This is a genomic window from Ralstonia sp. ASV6, from assembly GCF_016429285.1.
GTDB classification, from domain to species: Bacteria; Pseudomonadota; Gammaproteobacteria; order Burkholderiales; family Burkholderiaceae; genus Ralstonia; species Ralstonia flaminis.
In genome coordinates this window covers 1-3,740 of record NZ_JAELUI010000263.1, presented here as the reverse complement: position 1 = coordinate 3,740, position 3,740 = coordinate 1, and the positions used below count along the sequence as shown (strand labels likewise).

General features: G+C 64.2%; 3 protein-coding genes. 1 reads left to right on the top strand and 2 read right to left on the bottom strand.

Going from position 1 to position 3,740, the window contains the following annotated elements:
* Positions 1-1,405, bottom strand: a 1,405-nt coding sequence (locus tag JHD73_RS27070) for an efflux RND transporter permease subunit (protein WP_199033222.1), incomplete at its 3' end; no start/stop codon positions are given.
* Positions 1,406-1,443: 38 nt separating this feature from the next.
* Positions 1,444-2,661 (bottom strand): efflux RND transporter periplasmic adaptor subunit, encoded by a 1,218-nt coding sequence (locus JHD73_RS27065; protein ID WP_199033223.1) that lies wholly within the window; start codon positions 2,659-2,661, stop codon positions 1,444-1,446.
* Positions 2,662-2,865: 204 nt separating this feature from the next.
* On the opposite strand from JHD73_RS27065, the gene hpnD reads away from it, so the two are divergent.
* On the top strand, positions 2,866-3,708 hold the full coding sequence (gene hpnD / locus JHD73_RS27060) for a presqualene diphosphate synthase HpnD (RefSeq protein WP_368735566.1): 843 nt from the start codon (positions 2,866-2,868) through the stop codon (positions 3,706-3,708).
* The last annotated feature ends 32 nt before the right edge of the window (positions 3,709-3,740 follow it).

Genomic DNA, 3,740 nt, shown 5'->3' with positions numbered 1-3,740 from the left:
GCGCCAGCCCCACCGGCAAGAAGCCCGTGGCGGTGATGAGCGTGCCGGTCAGCATCGGCATGGCGGTGGAGGTGTACGCAAAGGTGGCGGCCTCCATCTTGGAGAAGCCCTCTTCCAGCTTGCGCACCATCATCTCGACCGCGATGATCGCGTCGTCCACCAGCAGGCCCAGCGCGATGATCAGCGCACCGAGCGATATCTTGTGCAGGCCGATGTCGAAGATGTTCATGAACAGGAACGTCACCGCCAGCACGAGCGGGATCGTCAGGCCCACCACCAGACCCGGCCACACATCAATGCGCAGCTTGGGCTTGGTGTGCAGGCCCAGAGAAAGGAAGCTCACGCCCAGCACAATCACAACCGCTTCGATCAGCACGTGTACGAACTCACCCACCGAGCTCTGCACCGATTTCGGCTGGTTCTGCACCTGCTCCATCTCGATACCGACCGGCAGCTTCGCGCGGATCTTATCGACCGTGGCGCGCAGGTCCTTGCCGAGCTGGATGATGTCGCCGCCCTTGGTCATCGAGATGCCCAGGCCGATAACCTCCTTGCCGTTGAAGCGCATCTTGGCGTGCGGCGGGTCAACGTAGCCATGCGTTACCGTAGCGATGTCGCCCAGGCGGATATTGGTCGTGCCGCCAGGGCCGCGCAGCGTCAGGTTCTCTAGATCACGAATGTCGGAGAACTGGCCCGACAGGCGGATTTGTACATTGTCGGTCGGCGTGACCAGCACGCCGCTCGGGCCGATGTTGTTCTGCTGGCCAATCTGCGTGGCGATGCTGTTGATGTCCAACCCCATCTGCGCCAGCTTGGCCTGCTGGAACTCGATGTAGATCTTCTCGTCCTGATCGCCCAGCAGCTCAACCTTGGCGACGTTGGGCACGCGCAGCAGTTGCTGGCGGATCGAATCGGCGTAGTCGTTGAGTTGACGGTAGGTAAAGCCGTCGGCGGACAGCGCGTAGATCGAGCCGTACACATCACCGAAATCGTCGTTGAAGTACGGCCCGCGCACACCCTGCGGCAAGGTGGGTGCGATGTCGCCCACCTTCTTGCGCACCGTGTACCAGAGCTGCTGCGTTTCCTTGGCAGGCGACGTGTCGGCCAACTGGAACGTGACCAGCGTTTCACCAGGCTTGGAGTAGCTGCGAATCTTCCAGGCGTACGGCACTTCCTGCAGCGCCTTCTCGATCTTGTCGGTCACTTGGCGCGACATCTGCTCGGCCGTGGCACCGGGCCAGAAGGCCTGCACCACCATCGCGCGGAAGGTGAAGGGCGGATCTTCGTCCTGCCCCAGCTTGGAATACGCAAAGATGCCGCCGAGCAGCAGCGCCACCAGCAAAAAACGCGTGAGCGGTTGATGCTCAAGCGCCCAGCGTGACAGGTTGAAACGGGAATGTTCCATGCGCGCGAAGGTAGGCGTGTTTGGGCAGGAAGCGCGACTTAGCGGCGCGGCGTGATAGCGGACTGGGCCGACGGCTGATCCGCGGGCGCCATCGGCATCACTTTCTGGCCGGCCTTGAGCAGGTGCACGCCGGCGGTCACGATGGTCTGGCCGGGTGCAAGGCCGCTGGTCACCAGCAACACGTTGTCGCGTGGCTCGCCCACCGTCACCGGCACTGGCTTGACCGTTTGCGACGCGGCGTCATACAGCCACACCACGTTCTTGCCCTGCTCCTGCAGCAATGCGCTGATCGGTACGCGCACGCCCATGCCACCGCTGTCTGCACCACCGCTTGGCCGCACGAACCTGGCCACCGCCGTCATGCCCAGCTTCAGGTCGGGCGGCGGGTTCGGGATCGAAATCTTCACGGTGTACGTCCGCGTGAGCGGGTCGGCCGCTGGCGCAATCTCGCGCACCTTGCCCGGAATGCTGCGCGACTGATCAGCCCACAGCTTGACGCTCACGTCGGGCGATTTGCGCAGCGTGTCCACCTGGTCCTCGGGAATGCCGACCACAACCTCCTTCTCGGCCGTCTGCGCCACACGCACGACCGGCTGGCCAGCAGACACCACCTGCCCGACCTCGGCGTCGACGCCCGTCACTACGCCATCCGCATCGGCTTCGAGCGTGGCGTAGGCGGCTTGATTGGACTGGTTGCGGTAGCCAGCGGCGGCCTGGTCGTAGCGAGCCTGCGCGCCGTCGAAATTGGCTTGATGGCGTTGCTGCTCAGCAGCGCTGATGAAGCCCTTGGCAAAGAGCTCAGAGAAACGTTTGAGATCGGCCGCAGCCAGATCGCGGTCGGTCTTGGCCGCCGATAACTGGGCCTGGGCGGATTGCTGCGCCAACGCCAGATCGGCTGGGTCCAGGCGGGCCAGTACCTGCCCTTTCTTGACCGTGGCCCCCACGTCGACCAGCCGCGCAACGATCTTGCCCGGCACGCGAAAGCCCAAGCGCGACTCAATGCGCGGGCGCACATCACCGGAGAATTCTGCGGTGCCGGCGCCTTGCTCGCTGGTGACCGTCATGGTGCGCACGGGGCGTACTTCGGGCGTTTTAGGCTGCTCTTTGCCGCAACCGGCCAACAGCGCCGCGCCCGTCAGCAATGCGGCAGATACTGCCAGCGACGAGAAGCGCCCGCGCGACCGAAAATGCCGGTCAGTGGCCCCGGTAAAACCGGTGGAGTCGGAATGCGGGTACGAAGGACACATCGCAGGCACGGCGGGCATGACACGCTCTCAGTAAATAACTGACCGGTCAGTAATATACCCACGGCAATGCGCAGGGTCAACGACACGGCGTTGTCTGATTGACTTTTATTGCTGGTCGCCTAGCAGCGGCCCCTTACATGCTGCACCGCAGCGCCATGTAAAATGGCCGCCCTGCCTATTTCCCAAAGCGCGTCCACTGCGACGGCCCCTTCCGTGACCCCCGACGACTACTGCGCCGACAAGGCCGCCCCGCCCGGCAGCGACGTGTACTACAGCGTATTGTTTCTGACGCCCGAGCGCCGTCGCGCAACCATCGCGCTGGAAGCCGTGCGACGTGAACTCGAAGATGCCGTGCGTGATGCGACGGACCCGGCAGTCGTGCAGTCGAAGTTGCAATGGTGGCGCCTGGAGTTGGCCCGTTTGTTCGAAGGGCGCCCGGATCACCCCGCCACCAAGGCGCTGCAACCGCATCTGTCAGCCCATGACATTGGCGCGGTGCACCTGGGCGAACTGCTGGCCGGCGTGGAAGCTGACGCGATGCAGAACCGCTATCTGGATTGGCCCAACCTGCGTCGCCACGGCGATCAGGTAGCCGGTGTCGCGGGCCGTCTGGCAGCGCGCATCGCTGGCCACACGCATGCGCGCACGCTGGAATTCGCCCGGCTGCTGTCGCTGGCCGAGCAGTTGGTCCACTTCATCCGCAACCTGGGGGAAGACGTGCGCCACAACCGCGTCTACGTTCCCGTGGACGAACTGCAGCGCTTTAACGTGCCGGCGGCGGATCTGTTCAACCGCCGCTATGCAGATGGCTTCAAGCCATTGATGGCGTTCCAGGCCGAGCGCGCCCGTACAACGTACAAGGAAGCCCTGGCCGCATTGCCCGCCGAAGACCGCCGTGCCCAGCGCTCGGCGCTGATCCGCGGCGTGCTGGCCATGCGCCTGCTCGATGAGGTGGAGGCCGACGGCTTCCAGGTGCTCACGCAGCGCACCGACCTGACGCCGCTGCGCAAGCTGTGGCTGGCCTGGCGAACTCAAATCACGCAGATCCGCAGTTGATCAGACCTTGATCAGATCCAGCGGTGCAAACC